Source organism: Sphingomonas sp. AC435 (assembly GCF_979253005.1).
Window position 1 is genome coordinate 174,124 of record NZ_CEEDCJ010000004.1, and the last position, 20,515, is coordinate 194,638.

The window sequence follows — 20,515 nt, forward strand, 5'->3', positions numbered from 1 at the left end:
TAGGATGCGGCGCTGCTATCCGCCAACTATGGCGTCTGCCGCGGCGATACCGGTCGCATAGGCACCGTGCGCGGTGGAGAAGTCGGCCGTCGAACATGCTTCGCCCGCGAAGAAGATGCGATCCTCGACGGGTTCGGCCAACACCGCCCGCTCGCCGGCCCGCCCGACGCGGGCATGGCTGTAGCTGCCGCCGATCCACGCCTCCCGCCGCCAGCGCGTCGCGGCGAGCGGCGTCAAGCGCCTCCGCCAGCCGCTGCCGAGCAAAGCGACCAGTTCGTCCACCGCGAATACCGTCGCGGCCTTCTCGTCCTCCAGCGCCTCTGCGCAGGGGCCGCCGAAAAAGCTCTCGATCACCGGCCAGCCGAACGGCGACAGCCGGTGGCTCGCGGTGCAGGCGCGGTGCGGATTGCCGATAAGGTGCGTATTCGCCGGCCATTCCGGGCCGTCCACCGCCAGCATGACCTTGTCCGCCAGTCCCAGCGGCAGCGCGGCGGCGGCGTGATGCTTCGCGGGCAGGGGAGGGTCGAACACCAGCCGTTCCTCGGCCAGTACCGTCGTCGGAATGCAGACGACGACGCGGTCCGCCTCGATCATCCCGTCGGGCGTTTCCAGCTTCAGAACGCGCCCGCGTCGGTCGATCCGCGTGACCGGGGTATTCAACCGCACGGGCACGGCACCCGCATGATGGACGATCAGCGTCCCATACCCCTCGCGCACGGTCCAGTTGTCGTCGGTGGCGGCGTCTTCATACGCCGCCCAGTCGTGCAACGACACGTCCTTCAGCGCCGCGCCATTGGCATAGCCGGAGATCGCGTCGATCATCGGTCGGGCGGGATCGTCGGCCGCGATAAAGTCCGATAGCGGCTGGTCGGGGCCTCCCAGCGCCGCATGCGCGGCGGTCTCCCAGCGCTGCCACGCCTCGCCGAACGCTCGCTGCTCGTCCGGCGGATAGCCGAGGTCGCGCCACTGCACGCCCCAATTCGGTGAAGACCGGTCTACCGTGAAACCTGCCGCGTCGGCGATGCCTGTCCACGGATTGCGCGTCGCCGAATGCAGCCAGCCACACCCAAGGTCCAGGGTCATTCCACCGAAGCGCGCACTCCGCGCCCGCCCGCCGAGCTGCGCCCGCGCCTCGACGAGCAGGATGTCGCCACCGGCATCGTGCAGCCGCCGCGCCGCGGCGATGCCCGCAGCACCGCCCCCGACGACGACGGTCCGCACGTCGGGAGCCGCCCGTCAGGCCGCGAGCAGCCGCTTCTCGCCAGCGATACGCATCATCGCCTTTTGCAGCTTCTCAAACGCGCGCACCTCGATTTGGCGCACGCGCTCGCGGCTGACGCCATAGACCTGCGACAGCTCCTCCAGCGTCTTGGGGTCGTCGGTCAGGCGACGTTCGGTCAGGATGTGCTTCTCGCGGTCGTTCAGGTCGTCCATCGCCGATACCAGCATGTCGTGGCGGACATCCGCCTCCTGCTGGTCGGCGACAACCTTGTCCTGCAACGGAGCGTCGTCCTGCAGCCAGTCCTGCCACTGACCCTCGCCATCCTCGCGCATCGGCACGTTGAGCGACGTGTCGCCGCCCATTGCCATGCGGCGGTTCATGCTGACCACGTCGCTTTCGGCCACGCCCAGATCGGTCGCGATCTTGGTCACGTCCTCCGGCTTCAGGTCACCGTCCTCGAACGCGTCCAGCTTCGACTTCATCCGGCGCAGGTTGAAGAACAGCTTCTTCTGCGCCGCGGTGGTGCCCATCTTCACGAGGCTCCACGACCGCAGGATATATTCCTGGATAGAGGCGCGGATCCACCACATCGCATAGGTCGCGAGGCGAAAGCCGCGATCCGGCTCGAACTTCTTCACGCCCTGCATCAATCCGATATTGCCCTCGGAGATCAGCTCCGACGTGGGCAGGCCATAGCCGCGATAGCCCATCGCGATCTTCGCCACGAGCCGAAGGTGGCTGGTCACGAGCTGCGCCGCCGCCTCCGTGTCGCCATGCTCCTGAAAGCGTTTGGCGAGCATATACTCCTGCTCCGGCTGGAGCAGCGGAAACTTGCGAATCTCGGCGAGATAGCGGTTGAGGCTCTGCTCCCCGCCCAGAGCAGGAATCGTCGCCGGGACGTTGCTGCCTTTTGCCATGATTGCATTCCCTTTCGTCGAAGGACGTGTCCGCCGCATCGCAGCGCGAAACGTCTGGTCTATACGTGGAGCTGGGTGAACAGTTCCTGCATATCGGGCGGCATGGCGCTGTCGAACGCCAGTCGTGAACGGCTGATCGGATGGATGAACCCCAGGTGCGCGGCGTGCAAGGCCTGCCGCCGGAACCCCAGCGTTTCCAGCAAGGTCCGGATCGCACCCTTGGCCTTGCCGTAGACCGGGTCGCCGAGCAATGCGTGGCCGATCGACGCCATGTGCACGCGCACCTGATGCGTCCGTCCGGTTTCCAGCCGGCATTCGACCAGCGCCGCACCGTTCAGTGGCTCCATCGTCGTGTAATGCGTCACCGCCCGCTTGCCGTTCGCGACGATCGCGATCTTCTTGCGGTTCTGCGGACTGCGCGCGAGCGGGGCATCCACGGTTCCCGCCGCCGGCCGTGGAATGCCCCCGGTGATCGCGCGGTAGCGACGATCGATGCTGTGGTCGGCGAACTGCTTCGCCAGCCCCTCGTGCGCGCGGTCGGTCTTAGCCGCGATCATCAGGCCGGACGTATCCTTGTCGATCCGGTGAACGATGCCTGGCCGCGCCACGCCGCCGATTCCCGACAGCGATCCGTGACAATGATGCAGCAGCGCGTTGACCAGCGTGCCGTCGAGGTTGCCGGCCGCCGGATGCACGACCAATCCCGCCGGCTTGTCGACGACGATCAGATGCTCGTCCTCGTAAGCGACGACGAGCGGTATATCCTGCGCCTCGTTATGCGCCGGTGTCGGGTCGGGCACCGCCACCGCGAACAGCGCCCCCGCGCTCGCCCGTTTCGCCGGATCGCGCGCCAGCAGCCCTTCGTGGGACACCGATCCACCCGCGATCAGCACCTTCAGCCGCTCCCGCGACAGCGTCGGCACCGCGTCGGCCAGCGCACGATCGAGCCGCCAGCCATCCGCCGCCGGTGCGATCCTCGCTTCGATGATGGAAACCCCCCGGTTCATGTCGTAGCGAGATATGAATGGAGGTCCGGATTTCAAGCGATTTACTCGATCGAATCGTCATCGAAACGATCGAATCACCTGGTCGCGAAGTATGCGGCCTGCTGCTGGGCGAGGGCGACCACATCGACGCCGTGCAGTCCTGCCGTAACGTCGCCGCCGATCCGGCGACCCGGTTCGAGATCGACCCAGCGCAACTGCTCGCCGCGCACCGTGCGGCGCGGGCGGGGGGCCCTGCGATCGTCGGCCACTATCACTCGCACCCGACCGGCGTCGCAGCACCGTCGCGACAGGATGCACGCGATGCCGCCCCAGACGGATCATTGTGGCTGATCGCCGCGGGCAGCACCGTCACAGCATGGCGGGCAGGCGTCGATGGAGAGGTTCACCACCGTTTCACGCCTGTCGTCTTGCGCGTCGCGACGCGGGACGGCATCAGGGCCCACGGTAATTAGGGAAGACAGCATGACCATCAGCCCGGTCGATTTCGCGAGCCTGCTCTGTTCGCGCCTGTGCCACGACCTGCTGTCGCCGGTCGGCGCGCTCAACAACGGGCTGGAGCTGCTCGCGGACGAAACCGATCCCGCGATGCGCGAGCGTTGTATGGAGCTGCTGGCGGAGAGCGCACGGACATCGGCCAACAAGCTCAAGTTCTTCCGGCTGGCGTTCGGCGCGGCCGGCGGGTTCGGCGATGCCGTCGACCCGCGGGAGGCCAAAAACGCGATCGAGGGCCTGCTGAGCGATGCCAAGCGCACCACGCTCGGCTGGATGGTCGAACTCGACACGATGCCGAAGCCGGCGGTGAAGGTCCTGCTCAACCTCGCGCTGATCGCCAACGAGGCGCTGGTCCGCGGCGGCACGCTGGACGTAGGCGCGGAGGAGAATGCCGGCCAGCTTGAGATCGTCGTGAAGATCGAGGGGCCGCGGATCATCCTCGACCCCGAACTGCGCCGGATGCTGACCAACGGGCTCGGCGAGGAGCCGGTCGCCGCCCGTACCGCCGCCGCCTTCCTCGTCAACACGCTCGCCCACGAATCGGGCGGGGCAGTGCTGGTGTCGGAGCCAGCCGACACCGTAATGATCTTCGGCGCGGCGATGCGGGCGCGCTGACAACGAATTCCGGAGCTCCTCCAGCGCACTAGCGCCGGGTAAAGTCCGTATTAACGCATTTCGGGCACACCGGGGGTCGAGCAAACCCCGGGAGCCTCATGGACGACCTGCTGCAAGAATTCATCGCCGAGACGCGCGAGACGCTGGAAGCGCTCTCGGGCGAGATCGTGCTGTGGGAAGCGCAGCCGGCGGATCGCGCGCGACTGGATGCGATCTTTCGCTTCGTCCACACCGTGAAGGGCAGTTGCGGCTTCCTCGACCTGCCGCGCCTCGGCCGGCTCGCCCACTCGGCGGAGGATGTGCTGGCCGCGGTTCGCGATGGCAAGCGCACGCCCGATACCGCGCTCGTCAACGCCGTCCTCGCGATCGTCGACCGGATCGGCGAGCTGACGGAGGCGATCGCCGCCGGCGTTCCGCTCGACGACACCACCGAAGACCTGCTGATCGCCGCGCTGGCGGAGGATGCCGCGCCCCGCAAGCCTGCCACGCCGCCCGCGCCTCAGGGGCAGACGATCGCCGGCACGCCGCAGTCCCGGATCGCGAATCGCAGCGTGCGGCTGGGCGTCGAGCTGCTCGACCGGATGATGGCGGGCATGTCCGAAATGGTGCTGGCCCGCAACGAATTGGCCCGCCGCCTGCGCGATGCCGCGCCCGATCCCCGCGTCGAAGGAGCGCTGGAACGACTGTCGCTGACCGTCGCGGAGATGCGCGACACGATCACGCGGACGCGCATGCAACGGATCGAGGCGCTGTTCTCCGCCATCCCGCGTATGGTCCGCGATACCGCCGCGCCACTGGGTAAGCAGGTGACGCTTGCGATCGAGGGCTCGGACGTCGAACTCGATCGCGAGATGATCGAGTTGCTGCGCGATCCGCTCGTCCACATCATCCGCAACTCCGTCGATCACGGCATCGAACTGCCGTCGGAACGTCGACTTGCGGGGAAGAAGGAGAATGGGCGGCTCGTCGTCTCCGCGCGCCAGTCGGGCAACCGCATCCTGATCGAAATCGCCGACGACGGCCGCGGCATCGACGTGGCCCGCGTCGTCGCCAAGGCGGTGAAGAGCGGCCTGTATACCGAGAACGACGTTGCGCGCATGGACGAGATTCAGCGGCTGGAGTTGATCTACTGTCCCGGCCTGTCGAGCCGCGACACCGTCACCGCGACATCGGGTCGCGGCGTCGGCATGGATGTGGTCCGCGCCAATATCGAACAGATCGGCGGGCGGATCGCGCTGCGCAACACCCCCGGTCGCGGGCTGATCATCACGCTTCAGGTGCCGCTGACGCTCACGATCATCCCAACGATCGTCGTCGCGGTCGGGGCGCAGCGGTTCGCGCTGCCGCGACAGTCGGTGGAGGAGATCGTGTCGCTGAACGGGGGTGCGGTCCGCATCGATCCGCTCGGCGACGCGCGCGTCGCGACCGTCCGCGGCCAGCGCCTGCCGCTCGTCGCGCTGGGCGATCTGCTCGACATCCCGACCGAGGACCCCCGCGTCCTCGTCATCATGGCGACCCGCGAGGGCAATTTCGCGATGGCGATCGACGCCGTGCTCGACACCGAGGAATTGGTGGTCAAGCCGGCCGCGCCTGCGGTGATGGCCAGCGGCCTCTATGCCGGCCAGACGCTGCCCGACAGCGGCCTGCCGCTGTTGCTGCTCGACAGCGGCGGGATCGCCGCCGTCGCCGGCCTGCGGTTCGCACCGACGATGAACGACGCCGCGGACGCGGTGCACGCGGTCGAGGAAGCGGGTATCACCGCGCTGCTGTTCGACGATCTCGACGGCGCCCGCCGTGCCATTGCGCTCGGCGTGGTCGATCGCGTCGAAACCGCGCCCTTCGCGCTGATCCGCACCACCGGTGGCCGTCGCCATCTGACGGTCGAGGGCGGTGTCATCCCGCTGATCGCGGTCGCGGAGCCGACCGGAGGGGAGGGGGTCGCGGTCCTGCGGCTGACCGATGGATTCGCCGAAATCGGTTACGCCATTGCCGAACCGCACGAAATCGTCACGCTGCCCGCCGCGATCGCACCAGCGCGCGATCGGCCCGGCATCGTCGGCGTTGCGGTAATCGACGGCGAGCAGATCGAGTTGATCGACCCGCATGCCCTGTTCGCGGGCGAGGCCCCGGTTTCGGCGGAACGCCCGCTCTGCCTGCTGCGCTGCGACGGCAGCGGCTGGATGGACACGTTCCTGCGGCCGGTGCTGGAGGCGTCGGGCTATCGCTGCGCCTCATGGTCGGACAGCAACCCGAATCAGCCCGGCGCGATCACGCTGACGATGGACGATTGTCCTGCGGACGTGCCGCTCGACGCGGTACTGACGCTCCGTCGTCAAGTCGCCGCGACACCGGGCAGCACGAGCATCTATCGCTATGACCGGACCGCGCTGATCGCGGCGTTGGAAGCGCGGCTGACCCGTGCGGCCGGCAGCAAGAGGAATGCGGCATGAGCGAGTTGTTCCTGATCGCGCACGTCGCCGGTCGCGCCATTGCGATCGACGCCGACCAGGTCGCCTCCGTTGTCGATATCGGACAGGTCGTGTCGGTGCCACGCGCGTCCGGCGTCGTGCGCGGCCTCGCGGCGTTGCGCAGCCGTGTGGTCACCGTCATCGATACCCAGGCCGCGCTCGGTCACGGGGCGGCGGGTACACCGGGACGCGCCGTCATCGCCTGCTTCGACGGGCATTTCTACGCGTTCCTCGTCGACGCACTGGAAGATGTCGCGCCGTTCGAACGCATGCATCTGTCGTCGGGCATGGCGCTCGACCACGGCTGGGGCAGCTGCGCGGCCGGGGTCATCGAGCGCGACGGCGAGCCGTTGCTGATCGTCGACCTCGTCCGGCTCGTGCCGATGCCGATCGCCGCCTGAACGTCCCTAACGCCGTCCTCACGCGCGATTAATCCAGCGCTTACGCTTTGCTGTCATACCGTCATTCGAGTTTGCGGAAGGCCTATCTCCCATGAAAACCTGTCTAGTTGTCGACGATTCGAAGGTGATCCGAAAGGTCGCCCGTCATATTCTCGAGACGCTCGATTTTCAGGTCAGCGAAGCGTGCGACGGTCGCGAGGCGCTCGACGCCTGCAACGCCTCGCCGCCCGACGTGATCCTGCTCGACTGGAACATGCCCGTGATGAGCGGCATGGATTTCCTGCGTGCGCTGCGCGAGTCGAATGTCCCGACGCGGCCCAAGGTCGTGTTCTGCACCACCGAGAACGGCATGGCGTACATCCGCGCCGCGATCGAGGCCGGTGCCGACGAATACGTCATGAAGCCGTTCGATCGCGACACGATCGAAAGCAAGCTGCAGATCGTCGGCCTCGCCTGATTCCTGCGGCGCGCGCGTCATGGCCTCCGTCCTCCCCCACGTCGTCGACGACACCCGGCGAGTCCTGATCGTCGACGATTCGGTCGTCGCGCGGGCGGTGATCGGCGGCTTGATCGCCTCCGGCCCGCGGTTCGCGGTGGCGGGAGCGGTGGGAACGGTCGCGGCGGCGCTTGCCTTTCTGGCCGATCAGTCGGTCGATGTGATCCTGCTCGATATCCAGCTTCCGGGCGTCGACGGACTGACGGCGCTGCCCGACCTGCTCGCCGCCTCCGACGGCGCGAAGATCGTCGTGGTGTCGTCCTCGGCGGGGGACGGGGCGGCCGACACGATCCGGGCGCTGGCGCTCGGTGCCGCCGACACGCTGGAAAAGCCCACCACCAGCGGCATGTCCGCCCGGTTCGGTGCGGCGCTGAACGAGCGGCTGGAGCGGCTGTTCGATACGCCGGCTCCGCGTCTGCCGCTCCCGTGGCCGACCCCGTCACCGGCGATTCCCGCCGCGCGGCCCGGCGTCGGCGACGACTTCGACCTCGTCGCGATCGGTGCCTCCACCGGCGGTATCCATGCGCTCGGCCAGTTGCTGAAGGCGCTGCCCGCCAGCTTCCAGCTACCGATCCTCGTCACGCAGCATCTGCCGGCATCGTTCATGCCCTATTTCGCGGCGCAGCTCGCCGTGCTGGCCGACCGACCCTGCGACGTCGCGACGGAGCGGCTCCGTATCCGGCCCGGCCGGATCGTCGTCGCGCCCGGCGACGGCCACATGCGCTGCGTCGCGCTGGGCGAGGGGCAGGCGGCGGTTCGCCTGTCGACGGAACCCGCCGTCAGCCATTGCATGCCGTCCGTCGATCCGATGCTGGCGTCGCTGGCGGACATCTACGGCCCGCGCCTGCTCGCGGTCGTGCTGAGCGGCATGGGCCGCGACGGTGCGGAGGGCGCACGCCGGGTCCGCGATGCGGGCGGGTGCGTCGTCGTGCAGGATCAAGCCACGTCGGTCGTGTGGGGCATGCCCGGCGCGGTCGCGGCGCAGGGCATCGCCCACGCCATCCTTCCCCCCGACGAGATCGGCAAGCTGATCGGTACGAGGCGTCGCGTATGATCGAATCCCACCTCGCTATCGCCAATCCGGCGGTACACCCCGGCGCCAGCGGTGCCGGCGCCAGTGCCGGCACGCTGACCGTGCTCGCCCGCCTGCTGGAGGCCCGCACCGGCCAGCAGATTGCCAGTTCGCGCGCCTGGCGCCTCGACGTGGCACTCAAGCCGCTGTTGCGCGACCGCGAGATCGATACGCTCGATCAGCTCGTCGACACGTTGCTTGACGGCAGCGATCACGGGCTCGGCGATCGCATCATCGATGCGCTCGTCAATGGCGAAAGCTCATTCTTCCGCGATCAGCCGGTGTTCGACACGATTGCACAGGCCTTGACCGCCATCGCCCCGGATCACCGCGGCCGTATCTGGAGCGCAGGATGCGCGACCGGGCAGGAGCCGCTATCGCTGGCGATGATGTTCGCCGAGGCTGCGGGTGAAGGATCACCGCCCGAACTCGTCGCGACCGACGTATCGGAGGCGGCGCTCGCCCGCGCCCGCAGCGGCCGCTACAACCAGTTCGAGATCCAGCGCGGCCTGCCGGTACGCCGCATGATGCGCTGGTTCGACAGCGACGGCACGGACTGGACCGCCAAACCCGAGCTGACCCGGCTGATCCAGTATCGCCAGTCCAACCTGGTGACCGATCCCGCTCCCGGCGGCCGGTTCGACATCATCCTGTGCCGCAACGTCCTGTTCTACCTCGCGGCGGGTGCGAAGGCGAAGGTGTTCGCCAGCCTCGCGGCGTCACTGCGGCCCGGTGGCCTGCTGGTCCTTGGCGCGGGCGAGACGGTGATCGGCCAGACCGACCTGTTCATGCCCAGCACGCGCTATCGCGGTTTCTACGAACACACGGATACGAAGCGCCGCATCAAGGGCTGATCCGTCCGGAGGCTTGCCCGCGATCCCGCTTTGCGCCAACGCTGCGCGTCGATCCGCGGAGCGCAGCCTTTGAACATCATCGACACGCCGTCGCCCAATTTCGACGACCGCACGGCGCCGATCTCGATGCTGGTGCTGCACTATACGGGCATGCAAACCGCCGAGGCCGCGATCGACCGGTTGCGCGACCCGGCCGCCAAGGTATCCTGCCACTATCTCGTCGCCGAGGACGGGACGATCCTGCGCATGGTCGGCGAGGAGTACCGCGCCTGGCACGCCGGCCGCTCGCACTGGCGCGAGATCGATGATTGCAACGACGCCAGCATCGGCATCGAGATCGTCAATCCCGGCCACGACTGGGGCTATCGGCCGTTCCCGAACGAGCAGATCGATGCGTTGATCCCGCTCGTCGCGGACATCGTCAAACGGCACAAGATCACGCGCGGCAACGTCGTCGGGCATTCCGACATTGCTCCCGCCCGCAAACGTGATCCGGGCGAGCTGTTCCCGTGGCACAGCCTCGCGCGGCTACGCCTCGCCCTGCCGCGCCCGACGAAGAACCTGCTCGACCCGCAATGGACGGAGGCCGGCTTCTGCCTCGCGCTCGAACGCTTCGGCTACGACGTGTCGGATCGGATGGCGGCGATCATGGCCTTCCAGCGCCGTTTCCGCCCGGAACTGGTCGATGGCGAGATCGACGCGGAATGCCGTATGATCCTGCTCGCATTGCTGCTTCCCAAACCGCAGGGCGACGAGTAGGGCCGCGCCAGCGCCAGAGGGTCGGGCGGCCGCGGCTTCTCCTTTATGGGGGAAGGCGAGGAAAGTCCGGGCTCCATGGAACGACGGTGCCGGGTAACGCCCGGCGGGGGCGACCCCAGGGACAGTGCCACAGAGAGCAGACCGCCTAATCCCCTCGGGGACGAAGCCTTCGGGCGGGCAAGGGTGAAAGGGTGCGGCAAGAGCGCACCGCGCGACCGGTAACGGAAGCGGCATGGTAAACCCCACCGGGAGCAAGATCGAATAGGGACGGCATATGGGCCTCGTTCCGGCTCGTCGTCCGGGTTGATTGCTGGAGGCGGCGCGCAAGCGTCGTCGTAGAGGAATGGTCGCCTATCCCGCTCGCGCGGGTGGACAGAACCCGGCTTACAGACCCTCTGGCGCGATCCCTCCGCACGCGGCATGACCCCGTTCGACGGTTTGGGGGAAGCGCGATGCGGACGGGTTTGACGATGGTGGCCGGTGCGATGCTGGCCACGGCGGCGGTCGCGCAACAGCCGCCCGCGACCACGGTGCAGCAGGATTTCGTCGCCGCGACGGCACTGGACGAAGCCGCAAATTACACTGGTGCCCTCGCGGCGTGGACCGCGCTGGAGGCGAAGACCAAGCCCGGATCGCGCAGCCGTGCCATCGTCATGGCCCGCAAGGCCGATTCGCTCTACCGCCTGTTTCGCTACGACGAGGCGGCTGCGGCGGCCAAGGCCAGCCTCGCCGGCCTGCCGGTTGACGACGCGACATTGCGCGACGATCTGCGCCGGACGTGGTTCATCGTCGGCACGATCGCCGCGAGCACGCTCGATTATGCCGGCGCGGTACCGGCCTTCGCGAAGGCGGAAACTTTCGCGGACACGCCCGGCGGCAAGCTCGGGCCTCTGCTCGCGCTGGTGGACGCTCAGACGTTTGTCGATCCCGCCGCCGCGACCGCATCGCTGGCGCGCGCGGAGACGGTGCTGGCATCCGCTAACTTCGACGCGGATACCCGCGGGTTCGTCGGGCGGCGGCGAACGGTGCTGCTGTTGAACACCGGCGATCTCGCAGGCGCGAAGACCAGCGCTATGGCGACCGTCAAGGCGCTGGGCGGGCTGACCGAAAAGACGAGCGGTCTGGATGCGCAAGCCCGGTCCGATGCGGCGCTGACCCTGATTCTCAACGGCCAGCCCGACAGTGCGCGCGAATATATGGCGATGACCGGTGCAGGTCGCCTCGCCAAGGGGCGGTTCGATCCCGGAGCGCAGATGCAGTCGCCGGATTGCGGCGGAGAGGCCGGCCTGAAGCCGTCGGACGTTGCGGTCGTCGAATTCAACATCGCGCCGGAGGGGCGCGTCACCGGCGTGGCGCCGATCTATGCGGCTGGCGGTGGCCGCGTCGCGCTGGAATTCGCGCGAGCCGTTCAGGGTTGGTCGTGGTCCCCCGCCGAGATGGCTGAAATCCCCGCCTTCTTCCGCTCGAACGTCCGGGTCGAGATGCGCTGCTCGACCACGTTCGAGCGCCCCTCGATCGGCGACGGGCTCGATGCCGGTCTCGAACAATGGCTGACCGAAAAGCGCGTTGCAGTTCCGGCGGCACCGGGCGGCGGCGATGCACAGGCGCTTCCGGCACAACGGGCTGCGCTCACGACGGCGGAATCCGGCGGACCGACGTCGCTCGCCACGCTGGCCGCGCTGTACCGCCTCGCCAACAACCGGGCGGTCGGCCGGGAGGAGCGTGCCAAGCTGTATGCGCGCGCCTTCACGATCGCCGTCACCAATGACGCACCCGTCGAACCGCGACTGGCACTCGACCTGCCCGCCCGCACCGAGGCGCTGGTCGATCGCTGGAAGCCCGAGGCGTATCGCCGCGCTGTTCAGCCTATGCTGTCCGAAGCGCCGTACGCCGCCGATCCCCAGGCGCGTGCCGCGATCCGGCTGACGCTCGCCGACGACGCTCGCCCGGGCCGCGCGACCGACGCGCAGACGCTGGTGCTGCTCCGTCAGGTCGCCGACGATGCCGCGCTGAAACCGAACGATCCGCTCCGGGTCGGTGCACTCGTCCGCATCGCCTCGATCGAGGAGCGCAACGGGCGGGCGGATGTCGCCCGCGCATCCTTCGCGTCGTCGGGTCTGACGGCCGACCAGTGCGCCATCCTCGACGCGCCGCCGAAGATGCTGCGCTCCGCCGGCGCGGAAGCCTTTCCGATGGAGGCCTTACGCTGGGGGTTCGAAGGTTGGACGCTGGTCCAGTTCGACATCGCAGCGGACGGCTCGACGAAAGCGACCCGCACGCTGCTCAGCTATCCGCCCTTCATCTTCTCCAAGGCGGGCAGCGACCTGATCGTCGGTGCGAAGTTCGCGAAGACCTATCGCCCCGACGGCGGTCTGGGATGTGGCGGCAGTACGAGGCGGATCGTGTTCGGCCTGCCCAAATGACGCGGGCGGCGTAGCGCCCGGACCGCGGCGCGACCGAGCCTACACCAGTGCCAATCGACATTCAGTGACTGGAGTGCATGTCGCCGTCACGCATCGTCGCCCCGAAATTGTTCGGTGACTATCCCTTATAGACATGTACCGATCATGTGTCCCTGCGAAGGCGGGGACCCAGTACCGTGCTCCCGCCTTCGCGGGAGAACGTGGGATGCCGCGCCGGCGCCTGTCCCTGTCCCTGTCCCTGTCCCTGTCCCAAGGATAAGTACTGACGTGTTCCGGGGTCCACCCCGCGCCGAGACTCGGAGTTCCATTCACTATTCGCGTCGTAAGCCGCCCGGTGGAACCCCGGAACACGTCCGGGGTGGCGAAGATGTGCTGAATGTCGATCGGTCCTGCGTGCTGGCTCACACCAGAACGGTCGCCGGCCTGCCCACCTCGTCCAGCTTGGTATGCCGGTCGATCTCCATCAGCGGCTTCAGCAGGCCGTCGCGGATGTCGTAGACCCAGCCGTGCAGCGTCAGGTCGCGCCCCGCCGCGAAGGCGTTCCGGATCGTGTCGATCCGCGCCAGATGCAGCAACTGGTCGCGCACGTTCATCTCTACCAGCCGGTCCACCCGCTGCGCCTCCGGCAGCGTGTCGAGCTCGTCCGCGTGATCGCGCGCCACGTCGCGGGCATTCTCCAGCCAGGTGTCGAGCGCACCCGTGACACCGCCGTGCAGCGCATCGTGGATGCCGGTACAGCCGTGATGCCCGCAGATGACGATGTTGGGCACCTGCAACACATCAACCGCATATTGCAGGACCGACAACAGGTTCAGATCGTCGTCATGGACCAGATTGCCGATGTTGCGGTGAATATACATCCGTCCGGGCAGCGACTGCGTCTTCTGTTCCGGGCTGACGCGGCTGTCCGAACAGCCGATCCACAGGAATTGCGGCTTCTGACCCGCCACCTGCCGCGTGAAGAACTCCGGATTCTCATCGGTTAGCTCGTTCGCCCAGGCCTTGTTGGCGAGCAGCAGCTGCTTGGATTCCCTCATGAATACAGGACCTCGGACACGGGGGCGTTGATCTTTCTCACCGTCCGGCCCGCAACGTCGCCGCGGACCGTGATGTGGATGTTGCGAAAGCTGGCGTTCTTGATGAACGCGTTGATGACGTCGATATTGTCGAGATCGACGTAATTCGTCGATGTCAGGTCGATCATCAGATTGGCACCGTCCGGCACCTTGGCCAGATCCTTCTGCAACTCGTACTTGTGGATGAAGTACAGGTTGCGCCGTGCCCGAACGAGCCAGTCGTCGCCGTCGTTCGCGACCGTAATCGCGGTGCGGAAATTGCGCGCGATGACGAAGCCGAAACCGACGACCATGCCGATCAGGATACCTTCCAACAGGTCGGTGAACAGGATCGCGACGACCGTCACGACCAGCGGCACGAACTGCGTGTAGCCCTGCTTCCAGCGTTCGGCGAACAGCTTGGGCTTGGCCAGCTTGTACCCCGTCGCGATCAGCACGGCGGCCAGCGCGGACAGCGGGATCAGGTTCAGCATCGTCGGGATCAGCGCCACGGACAGCAACAGCCACGTGCCGTGCAGCAGCGTCGACAGCTTGCTCTCCGCGCCCGAATCGACGTTGGCGGAGGAGCGGACGATCACCGACGTGACCGGCAGGCCGCCGATCAGGCCCGACACGATATTGCCGCCGCCCTGCGCCATCAGCTCCCAGTTCTTGTCGGTCGTGCGGCGCTTCGGATCGATCTCGTCCACCGCCTTCACGCTCAACAGCGACTCGAGGCTGGCGACGATCGCCAGCGTCCCTGCCGCCATCCACACCGCGCCGTTGCCGATCTGGCCGAAGTCCGGGAAGCTGAACAGCGCGATGAACTCGGACGCGTTCGCCGCCTGCGGCACCTGCACCAGATGCTTGGTACCGAGCTGCCACTCCGGCTTCACCGCACCCAGCAGCATGTTACCCAGTACGCCGATCAGCACGACGACCAGCGGCCCCGGCACGAAGCGGAGCGGACCCTCTTTCGGCCGCGCGCCGTCCCACCAGAACAGGAAGGCAAGGCTGACCGCCGCAATCAGCACCGCGCCGGGCGTGATCGCTCCGCTCAGGCTGTCGACGATGCGCGTGAAGGTGTTGATGCCGTCACCCGTCGAGAATTCGAAAATGCCTTCCGCTTCTGCGTCATAGCCGACCGCGTGAGGCACCTGCTTCAGGATCAGGATCAGCCCGATCGCCGCCAGCATGCCGGTGATGACCGACGATGGCACGAACTCGGCCAGGATGCCCGCCTTGGTGAACGAGAAGGCGAGCTGGAGGATACCCGCCAGCAACACCGCCAAGGTGAACGCCTGAAACGTCGGCAGGCTCTCGATCGCGCCGAGCACGATGACGGTCAGGCCGGCAGCGGGGCCGCTGACCGACAGCGGCGACTTCGACAGCGATCCGACGACGATACCGCCGACGATGCCCGCGATCAGCCCGGCGAACAGCGGCGCGCCGGACGCCAGCGCGACACCGAGACACAGGGGCAGCGCGACGAGAAAGACGACGATCGATGCCGGGATATCAGCGCGGGCCGTGGAGAGCAGGGAGGGCCGGGCGGGGGGTGCGCCGGTATGGAGGTCTGTGGACGGCACCGATGTTCCTGTTCGCTAGGGTGTCAGGACTATGTCCGGAGTGGACATGAAGCTAACATGACGTCGGCGTCATAAAGATAGCGCCGGTGAGATCAACCGCCCTTTGCGCGAGACGAGTTGTTGCGGTGCAACAGCTTCGGCGGCGCAGGAGCAGCAGACTGGCACGCCAGAGGTTGCGCCGGTCCGAAGGCGGCCTATGTCGGTCGTTCATGGCTTACCGCCCGACACGATCGAACGACTGGGGTTTTCCACGCTGGCGCGGCTACGGCTCGGGCCGCGATGCGAAGCCGGTGCGGCTCTGCGACCGGCACGGGTGCGAGGAGCCGGGCGATTGCCCCGCGCCCAAGTCTCCCAACAACCCCGAACGCTGGTATTTCTGCCGCGAGCACGCCGCCGAGTACAATCGCGGATGGGATTATTTCCAGGGCCTGTCCGCCGAGGAAGCCGCCGAGCGCGAGGCGGAGGAGTCGCGTGGCGCGGCCGGCTACGAACGGTCGCGCCATTACGCGTGGAGCGGTCCCGGCGACGGCACCCGCTCGCGCGACGAACTGCGCGCGCTGGCGGCGCTGGGTCTGGAGGACGAGGCGACGTTCGACGACATCCGCGCGGCGTGGCGTCGGATGGCCAAGGAGAACCACCCCGACGTGCGCCCCGGCGATCCCGACGCCGCCGTGCGCTTCCAGGCCGTGCAGGCCGCCTACGAAGTACTTCGCTCCGCCGAGGAACGGCGCAGCCCGGCATGAAGGTCGCGAAAAGCGACTGGCAGGGCGTCATCCTCGTCTGCGGCAAATGCAGCCGCAAGGTCGATGGCGGCTTCGGGCCCAAGGGCCGCACCCCGCTCGCCAAGCTGTTGCGCAAGCTCGCGGGGAAGGGGCGCAAGGCCCGCGCGGGTGTGGTCGAAAGCCGCTGCCTGAAACTCTGCCCCAAGAACGCGGTTACCGTCGTCGACTCGCGCCGACCCGGCGAATGGCTGGTGATCGCCTCCGGCGAACCGATCGACGAACTGGCGGCGAGGGTAGGGCTGGGCTGAAGCGTCCGCGTCTCAGGCTAAACCACACCGCACCACCCCGGCGAAGACCGGGGTCCGGTTGCGGCATCCGGCGTGAGTCTCATCACCTTCGCTGAAGCTGGGCCCTGGCGTTCACCGGGGAGGCCGATTTCGAACTGATCCTCGGTCCCAAGATGACGGCGGAGGCGGACGGCACGACGGTGCGGATCGGCGTCCGTTTCCTCGAACGCTACATCGATGCGGAGGTCGCCGCCGTCGTCGCGCACGAGCTGTCGCATAACGTCCTCCACCACCGGGATCGGCTGGAGGCGGCGGGCGTCAAATGGGGCGTGCTGTCGGAGTTCGGGCGCAATGGCCGGCTGTTCCGGCGGACCGAGGACGAAGCGGACCAGCTGTCCGTCGCGCTCCTCCACAATGCCGGGTACGACCCGCACAACGCCGCGCGCTTCTGGCGAGAGCATGGCGGCGACGTCGACGGCGGCCTGTTCCGCAGCCGCACGCACGCGTCGAGCAAGGATCGCGCCGGCAAAAGAACACCAGCACAGACCGGTCTCAACCGTACCGCGCCGCCGTCTCCCGGATCAGCGCGATCATGTTCGGAATGCCCTGCGTCCGGTTCGAACTCAGCTGGTTCTTCAGATCGAACGGCGCAAGCTCGCCCTCGATATCCGTCGACAGTATTTCCCCGGCGGGCCGGTCCTGCACCGTCAGCAGCACCAGTGCGATAATGCCCTTGGTGATCGCCGCGTTCGAATCCGCCAGAAAGTGCAGCCGGCCTGAGTCCGGCGCCACCGGGTAGACCCACACCGCCGCGGAACACCCCTTCACCAGCGTCGTATCGGTCTTCAGCGCCGCCGGCATCTCTTCCAGTTCGCGGCCCAGATCGATCAGCAGGCGGTACCGATCGTCGGGTTCGAGGAACTCATATTCTTCGCGGACATCGCTGAGGCTGGTCATCCCCGCCGCCTAGCCCTCCCGCCGACGCCGTACAACTACAGGTCGACGCCGGCCGCGATCGCCTCAAGCTTCTTGATGCGTTCGCGCAGGTCGGCGATCTCGATCCGCGCGCCGGCGGTCGGCACCGGAGCATCGCCCGGCATGCGGTCCAGTTCGCTGGCCTTCAGCGCCAGCCAGCCGCGCCAGCCCGCAAGGCCGCCGAGAACGACCATGCCCGTGCCCGCCAAGGCGGAGAGCGAGAGGGTGACGGTGACGAAGGGATCGACCATGATGGCACTCCTTTCAACGGTCGCGCAGCCGTTCGATCTCACGATCGAGACCGATGCTGCCATGATTGTCGGTGACGACGCGCTCCAGCACGGACACGCGCTCCTTCAGTTGCCGGATTTCGTCCGTCGCGGCCCTCAGCGCCTCGATGCTCTGCGGGTCGGGCCCCGGCGTCCGGGCATGCGCCGCGTGGCGGCCCGACAGGACTTTACCGATGGTGGCGATCAGGACGATCAGGACGACCATCACATAGGGTGACATGACGTATATCCTCAGTTCAGCGGCGACTTGGTCGGAGCGGGATCGCGCAAGTCCTCGATCTGGTCGGCCAGGGCGGTGCCCCGGTCGGTTACGATCCGCTCCAGCACGCGGATGCGCTCTTCCAACCGATCGTTCTTCGAGGCGTTCAGCGCGGCCTGCTCGTTCAGCGTCGTGGCCAGCCGCTCCTTGTGCCTGAGCCACGTTTTGAAGATCTCCAGCCCGATCCCGAGGATCACCGGCAGGCCGATCACCACGAAGGCGATCGCGAACACGGTGAAGCCGTTGATCATGAAAAAGTCGGTCATGCCTCGATCCTCAATCGCTCGATTTCTCGGGCGGTGCGGGCGCCGGGATCGGTCGCGATCTGCTCCATGACGGCGATCCGCTCCTGCAAGCGGTCGATCTGCTGCGACCGGCGCTCGTTCTCGTTGTCGAGCAGTTCGACGCCGCGACGTGCCACCATATCCGGCGCTGTCATCGCCTGCTTCACCTTGCGGCGGCCATACCATTGGATGGCCAGCGTGATGATCGTCCCCACGATCATGCCTAGGAAGAATTCCTCGTCCATTACTCTTGTCCCCTCTCGTTCGTGATCGGCGCGCCCTAGCGATCCCGCAGCGCGTCGATCTCGCGGGCGGTCCGCTCGGCGGGGTCGGTGGCGATGCGCTCCAGCACCGCGATCCGCTCCTCCAGCCGGCTGACCTGCCCGGTCAGCTTCTCGTTCTCGTTGGTCAGCAGCATGATCTTGCGGTCGTCGTCGATGTCGCCATCGGTATGATGACCCGTCATCCAGTTCATGCCGCCGTGCCGCTTGTGCCGGCGCCCGCCGAACCCGCCCCAGTCGTTCGTCGGTTCGTAGCCATGCTTGGCGCGGATCCAGTTGTTCACGATCCAGCCGCCCGTCGATATCGCGATGATCGCGAGGACGAAGAAAGGTCCACCCCAGTCCATCGTATCTCTCCCCTGTTGAGCGGGCGCCTAGCGCAGCCGCTCGATCTCGTCGGCCAGCGCGGTGTTGCGGCTGGTGAAGTGGGTTTCCATGTCGGCCAGCCGGCGGTCGATATCGCGCAGCTTGCTGCGGACTTCGGCGCTCGACCGCTTCGGGTTGCTGCGCACGCCCTGCCAGAACTTGGCGTCCTCGCGGGTTTCATACAGGCCGATCGGCTTCGCCTCGGCGACCCACGCGATCACCCAATAGGCCATGATGAGCCACCATTGTTGGGCGACGACGGTGAGGGCGGCGAGGCCGAGGCGGACCCAGAGCGCTTCGACCCCCGTGTAATCGGCGATCCCGGCGCATACGCCCTTGTACTTGGCATTCTGCTTGTCGAGGTAGAAACGGGTACGGGCAGCCATGTCACATGCTCCGGCTGGAGTTGCGGTCGGTGTAGCGTGGCGACGGCAGCGGCTGCGTCGCCTGCGGAGCGTTCAGGCCCGGCTTCCAGTCGGGGTTGTCCGCGGCGACGATGCGCTCGACGGTCTGCACCCGTTCCTCCAGCCGGCGAGCGAGATTGTACATCTCGTCCAGCATCTGTTCGTCCTCGGTTGTGATCTTGGGAGCCTGCTTCCACTTCGTCACATAGTGCATGATGAGCCAGGGCAGGCCGACCAGCGCGCACAGGATCGCGACCAATCCTTCGATATCCATCTCAACCCTCCCGGTTGGTGTTGCCGCCGGAGTTGCCGGACAGCCGCAGCTTCAGCGCGGCCAGTTCGGCATCCACCTTGTCGCTCTGGCGCAACTCGTTGATCTCTTCGTCCAGCGTCTTCGACACGCCCAGACCCATCGCTTCCGCGCGGCCCTCGGCCTCGTCGGCGCGGCGTTCCAGTTCGCCGAAGCGGCTGAACGCCTCCTGCGTCTTCGGCCCGGCGTACATATCGCGCATGCGGAAGCGGTTGTTCGCCGTCTCCAGCCGTGTCTGGATGTTGGATTGCTTGTTCCGCGCCTCGCGCAGGCGGCCCTGCAACTTGGCGATGTCCTCTTCCGACGCGCGCAGCGCATCGTCGAGCACCTGAACCTCGGCGCGCAGCTGGTCGGCCATATCGGCCGCCTTCTGCCGCTCGACCAGGGCGGCTTTCGCCAGGTCCTCGCGGTCCTTGCTCAGCGCGAGTTCGGCCTTCTCGGTCCAGTTGGCCTGAAGGCCGTCGAGCTTCGAAATGTGGCGACGCATCTCCTTTTGATCGGCGATCGTCCGGGCGGCAGAGGCGCGCACCTCGACCAGCGTTTCCTCCATTTCGAGGATGATCATGCGGATCATCTTCGCCGGGTCTTCGGCCTTCTCCAGAAGGTCGGCGAAGTTGGCGGCGACGATGTCGCGGGTTCGGGAAAAGATGCCCATCGAATACTCCTGAGGGACGCGGAAGGCGTTCATCCCCTTATGCCATGAAGCGGACGGTGTGTGCGACCGCAGACTTGCCGGCGCCGTTTGCCGTTGCGCTGGCGGGGCCCACCGCGGACAGAACGCAGGTGGCGCTCATCACGACGGTCAGGGCGAGCGCTGCAAACTTCTGGAACATGATGATCTCCGTTTTCGAACCTGTGGGCCACCGTATCGGCGGTATGTCAGGGTCATTGCAGCCTCCGTGCCAATTTCAAAAATGGCGGATTTCCGCCGGCTACCGGATAAATCGTCAGTCATCTGGCGTTCAGA

The 20,515-nt window shown here is 67.2% G+C and carries 27 protein-coding genes and 1 other RNA gene; 12 read left to right on the top strand and 16 right to left on the bottom strand.

Annotated features, from left to right (window positions below; all coding sequences use genetic code 11):
• Positions 1–15 precede the first annotated feature (15 nt).
• From AC0CH8_RS09860 to AC0CH8_RS09870, 3 genes are read right to left on the bottom strand one after another with little or no spacing between them, the layout of a single operon-like run.
• The gene (locus AC0CH8_RS09860) at positions 16–1,221 is read right to left on the bottom strand and encodes a flavin monoamine oxidase family protein (RefSeq protein WP_465239735.1); all 1,206 of its coding nucleotides are present in this window, start codon (positions 1,219–1,221) and stop codon (positions 16–18) included.
• Between the two features lie 15 nt (positions 1,222–1,236).
• Positions 1,237–2,139 (bottom strand): RNA polymerase sigma factor RpoH, encoded by a 903-nt coding sequence (rpoH, locus tag AC0CH8_RS09865; RefSeq protein ID WP_204192941.1) that lies wholly within the window; start codon positions 2,137–2,139, stop codon positions 1,237–1,239.
• Positions 2,140–2,198: 59 nt separating this feature from the next.
• Positions 2,199–3,146 carry an RluA family pseudouridine synthase gene (locus AC0CH8_RS09870; protein ID WP_465239736.1) on the bottom strand — a complete coding sequence of 316 codons (948 nt, stop codon included), beginning with the start codon at positions 3,144–3,146 and terminating at the stop codon, positions 2,199–2,201.
• Between the two features lie 17 nt (positions 3,147–3,163).
• On the opposite strand from AC0CH8_RS09870, the gene AC0CH8_RS09875 reads away from it, so the two are divergent.
• The 10 genes from AC0CH8_RS09875 to AC0CH8_RS09920 all read left to right on the top strand — a co-directional run bounded on the left by AC0CH8_RS09875 (position 3,164) and on the right by AC0CH8_RS09920 (position 12,726).
• Positions 3,164–3,598 carry a M67 family metallopeptidase gene (locus tag AC0CH8_RS09875; RefSeq protein WP_465239737.1) on the top strand — a complete coding sequence of 145 codons (435 nt, stop codon included), beginning with the start codon at positions 3,164–3,166 and terminating at the stop codon, positions 3,596–3,598.
• Positions 3,599–3,608: 10 nt separating this feature from the next.
• Complete coding sequence (locus tag AC0CH8_RS09880) at positions 3,609–4,253, top strand: histidine phosphotransferase family protein (RefSeq protein WP_465239738.1); 645 nt, start codon at positions 3,609–3,611, stop codon at positions 4,251–4,253.
• A gap of 98 nt (positions 4,254–4,351) precedes the next feature.
• Positions 4,352–6,703, top strand: a complete 2,352-nt coding sequence (locus tag AC0CH8_RS09885; protein WP_465239739.1) for a chemotaxis protein CheA — start codon at positions 4,352–4,354, stop codon at positions 6,701–6,703.
• Complete coding sequence (locus AC0CH8_RS09890; RefSeq protein WP_465239740.1) at positions 6,700–7,122, top strand: chemotaxis protein CheW; 423 nt, start codon at positions 6,700–6,702, stop codon at positions 7,120–7,122. The genes AC0CH8_RS09885 and AC0CH8_RS09890 overlap by 4 nt, the downstream gene beginning before the upstream one ends.
• A 91-nt stretch (positions 7,123–7,213) precedes the next feature.
• On the top strand, positions 7,214–7,579 hold the full coding sequence (locus AC0CH8_RS09895) for a response regulator (RefSeq protein WP_211534330.1): 366 nt from the start codon (positions 7,214–7,216) through the stop codon (positions 7,577–7,579).
• Positions 7,580–7,598: 19 nt separating this feature from the next.
• A complete protein-coding gene (locus AC0CH8_RS09900) occupies positions 7,599–8,672 on the top strand; it encodes a chemotaxis protein CheB (RefSeq protein WP_465239741.1) in 1,074 nt (357 codons plus the stop codon).
• Positions 8,669–9,544: a CheR family methyltransferase gene (locus AC0CH8_RS09905; protein WP_465239742.1), complete on the top strand. Its 876-nt coding sequence runs from the start codon at positions 8,669–8,671 to the stop codon at positions 9,542–9,544. The genes AC0CH8_RS09900 and AC0CH8_RS09905 overlap by 4 nt, the downstream gene beginning before the upstream one ends.
• 69 nt (positions 9,545–9,613) lie before the next feature.
• A complete protein-coding gene (locus AC0CH8_RS09910) occupies positions 9,614–10,303 on the top strand; it encodes an N-acetylmuramoyl-L-alanine amidase (protein WP_465239743.1) in 690 nt (229 codons plus the stop codon).
• A 13-nt stretch (positions 10,304–10,316) separates the two neighbouring features.
• Positions 10,317–10,706, top strand: an RNA gene (gene rnpB, locus AC0CH8_RS09915) — RNase P RNA component class A.
• A 49-nt stretch (positions 10,707–10,755) separates the two neighbouring features.
• Positions 10,756–12,726 (top strand): hypothetical protein, encoded by a 1,971-nt coding sequence (locus AC0CH8_RS09920; protein WP_465239744.1) that lies wholly within the window; start codon positions 10,756–10,758, stop codon positions 12,724–12,726.
• 401 nt (positions 12,727–13,127) lie between these two features.
• On the opposite strand, the gene AC0CH8_RS09925 is transcribed toward AC0CH8_RS09920, so the two are convergent.
• Both AC0CH8_RS09925 and AC0CH8_RS09930 read right to left on the bottom strand, forming a co-directional pair.
• Positions 13,128–13,763: a carbonic anhydrase gene (locus tag AC0CH8_RS09925; RefSeq protein ID WP_465239745.1), complete on the bottom strand. Its 636-nt coding sequence runs from the start codon at positions 13,761–13,763 to the stop codon at positions 13,128–13,130.
• Entirely contained in the window at positions 13,760–15,370 is a 1,611-nt protein-coding gene (locus tag AC0CH8_RS09930; protein ID WP_204192974.1) for a SulP family inorganic anion transporter, read from the bottom strand. The genes AC0CH8_RS09925 and AC0CH8_RS09930 overlap by 4 nt, the downstream gene beginning before the upstream one ends.
• Positions 15,371–15,579: 209 nt before the next feature.
• Between AC0CH8_RS09930 and AC0CH8_RS09935 the strand changes: the two genes are divergently transcribed.
• Together AC0CH8_RS09935 and AC0CH8_RS09940 are read left to right on the top strand one after the other, a co-directional pair.
• Complete coding sequence (locus tag AC0CH8_RS09935) at positions 15,580–16,113, top strand: J domain-containing protein (RefSeq protein ID WP_465239746.1); 534 nt, start codon at positions 15,580–15,582, stop codon at positions 16,111–16,113.
• Entirely contained in the window at positions 16,110–16,400 is a 291-nt protein-coding gene (locus AC0CH8_RS09940) for a (2Fe-2S) ferredoxin domain-containing protein (protein ID WP_465239747.1), read from the top strand. The genes AC0CH8_RS09935 and AC0CH8_RS09940 overlap by 4 nt, the downstream gene beginning before the upstream one ends.
• Positions 16,401–16,417: 17 nt before the next feature.
• Here AC0CH8_RS09940 and AC0CH8_RS09945 read toward each other — a convergent pair whose 3' ends face one another.
• From AC0CH8_RS09945 to AC0CH8_RS09995, 11 genes are read right to left on the bottom strand one after another with little or no spacing between them, the layout of a single operon-like run.
• Entirely contained in the window at positions 16,418–16,882 is a 465-nt protein-coding gene (locus AC0CH8_RS09945; RefSeq protein WP_465239748.1) for a hypothetical protein, read from the bottom strand.
• A 49-nt stretch (positions 16,883–16,931) separates the two neighbouring features.
• Positions 16,932–17,336, bottom strand: coding sequence for a SufE family protein (locus AC0CH8_RS09950; protein ID WP_465239749.1), 405 nt, complete (start codon positions 17,334–17,336; stop codon positions 16,932–16,934).
• 35 nt (positions 17,337–17,371) lie between these two features.
• Complete coding sequence (locus AC0CH8_RS09955) at positions 17,372–17,605, bottom strand: hypothetical protein (RefSeq protein ID WP_055847528.1); 234 nt, start codon at positions 17,603–17,605, stop codon at positions 17,372–17,374.
• A gap of 13 nt (positions 17,606–17,618) precedes the next feature.
• Positions 17,619–17,864, bottom strand: coding sequence for a coiled-coil domain-containing protein (locus AC0CH8_RS09960; protein ID WP_465239750.1), 246 nt, complete (start codon positions 17,862–17,864; stop codon positions 17,619–17,621).
• An 11-nt stretch (positions 17,865–17,875) separates the two neighbouring features.
• Positions 17,876–18,169, bottom strand: coding sequence for a hypothetical protein (locus AC0CH8_RS09965; RefSeq protein ID WP_204192988.1), 294 nt, complete (start codon positions 18,167–18,169; stop codon positions 17,876–17,878).
• Positions 18,166–18,432 (bottom strand): hypothetical protein, encoded by a 267-nt coding sequence (locus tag AC0CH8_RS09970; protein ID WP_465239751.1) that lies wholly within the window; start codon positions 18,430–18,432, stop codon positions 18,166–18,168. The genes AC0CH8_RS09965 and AC0CH8_RS09970 overlap by 4 nt, the downstream gene beginning before the upstream one ends.
• Positions 18,433–18,467: 35 nt before the next feature.
• Positions 18,468–18,815: a hypothetical protein gene (locus AC0CH8_RS09975; RefSeq protein ID WP_204192994.1), complete on the bottom strand. Its 348-nt coding sequence runs from the start codon at positions 18,813–18,815 to the stop codon at positions 18,468–18,470.
• A gap of 27 nt (positions 18,816–18,842) precedes the next feature.
• The gene (gene pspC, locus AC0CH8_RS09980; protein WP_204193000.1) at positions 18,843–19,220 is read right to left on the bottom strand and encodes an envelope stress response membrane protein PspC; all 378 of its coding nucleotides are present in this window, start codon (positions 19,218–19,220) and stop codon (positions 18,843–18,845) included.
• Position 19,221: 1 nt separating this feature from the next.
• Positions 19,222–19,512: an envelope stress response membrane protein PspB gene (pspB, locus tag AC0CH8_RS09985; protein ID WP_465239752.1), complete on the bottom strand. Its 291-nt coding sequence runs from the start codon at positions 19,510–19,512 to the stop codon at positions 19,222–19,224.
• A gap of 1 nt (position 19,513) precedes the next feature.
• Positions 19,514–20,203: a phage shock protein PspA gene (gene pspA, locus AC0CH8_RS09990; RefSeq protein ID WP_204193005.1), complete on the bottom strand. Its 690-nt coding sequence runs from the start codon at positions 20,201–20,203 to the stop codon at positions 19,514–19,516.
• A 37-nt stretch (positions 20,204–20,240) separates the two neighbouring features.
• Positions 20,241–20,381 carry a hypothetical protein gene (locus tag AC0CH8_RS09995; RefSeq protein WP_204193008.1) on the bottom strand — a complete coding sequence of 47 codons (141 nt, stop codon included), beginning with the start codon at positions 20,379–20,381 and terminating at the stop codon, positions 20,241–20,243.
• Between the last annotated feature and the right edge of the window lie 134 nt (positions 20,382–20,515).